The 1029-nt window shown below is 37.9% G+C and carries 2 protein-coding genes; both read left to right on the top strand.

The annotated features are described in order from the left end of the window. Nucleotides 1-156 precede the first annotated feature (156 nt). Nucleotides 157-477, top strand: a complete 321-nt coding sequence (locus KDK14_RS06275) for a hypothetical protein (protein ID WP_257264161.1) — start codon at nucleotides 157-159, stop codon at nucleotides 475-477. Between the two features lie 28 nt (nucleotides 478-505). Beyond that, a complete protein-coding gene (locus KDK14_RS06270; RefSeq protein WP_257264160.1) occupies nucleotides 506-955 on the top strand; it encodes a hypothetical protein in 450 nt (149 codons plus the stop codon). Nucleotides 956-1029: the final 74 nt, after the last annotated feature.

Raw genomic sequence — 1029 nt, 5'->3', positions numbered from 1 at the left:
CAACCGCTGCAGGGCAGTCTATTCTCGGACAGCCTCCTGGACGCACCGCCGCTTATGCAGGCGTTAGGCCTAAAAAAATCGAGTATTGTCAAGCAGGTCATGGGAAAGATATAGTCAAACACTCATTCATAACATTATGAGAAAAGGGAATATTTTATGGGATCCAAAATTATTTTAGGTTTACTTATCGGCTTATTTGCGGGAGGTTCAGAGAAAGCACTTACTACAGCTAGTACTAATCCCGCATTGGCTCCTGTAGAAAGAGGTTGGTTTGATATTTCAGCAAGAGTTGCGCCGGTGATTGCCTTTATATGGATAATTTGTACATTCGGCTCCTACTCAGTAGGCTTTGGAATCATGGCAATAGTTGAAGTTGTAATCGGTGCAGTTTTAGCAGGTTTTTTGAGCCAGCAGCATAGGATATTAGTGGCAAATATTGCTTCTCCAGCCATGATTATATCTTGGGCAGTATTATAAATAATTATAATGGAGTAAAGGACTTGATATGTTTGATTTCTTAGTGAGTAGCCAAATAAAGCAAGATTCAGCACTTTTAAAAAAGTTTACGGAATTAACAGTTAGTAAGTACGCATATCTTCCTGTTGATGAACTGAAAAGTAAAATAAAATCCGATTTCACTAATGAATACACTAAAATTGCAGATGATTTTGTGCAGTTTCATTATTTAGAGTTAGCTAATTTTCATTTTTCTTTTAATGAGTTTGATAATGAACACTTCGGTATGGGGCTTACTGTAACAGGGTCTTCAATATATGGAGGTTTCATGTTGCAAGTTAATAATGTAGGCAAAAAAGATAATGCAAAATGGCAGTTGATGTACCTTAATGAGCCAATGTGTCATGCGACAAGAAAAGCTGTAAAACTGGTTGAATTTATGTCCAGAAAATATTATATCGAAAACTTTACTGAGTTTGAAAAAAGAATGAGGTATTAGCATAATTCACAGAATGGCCTAACAAGAGCATCCAGCGGACGGCGCTAGACGCGCCGCCGCTTATGCAGGCGTTA

The organism is Endozoicomonas sp. ONNA2 (genome assembly GCF_024606365.1).
Lineage (GTDB): Bacteria > Pseudomonadota > Gammaproteobacteria > Pseudomonadales > Endozoicomonadaceae > Endozoicomonas.
The sequence above is the reverse complement of the archived record's forward strand: the minus strand, read 5'-3'. Positions and strand labels throughout refer to the sequence as shown.

Bases quoted from the DNA above. Each gene is read 5' to 3' on its own strand.
- KDK14_RS06270 (WP_257264160.1), top strand. From the start codon at position 506: ATGTTTGATTTCTTAGTGAGTAGCCAAATAAAGCAAGATTCAGCACTT.
- KDK14_RS06275 (WP_257264161.1), top strand. From the start codon at position 157: ATGGGATCCAAAATTATTTTAGGTTTACTTATCGGCTTATTTGCGGGA.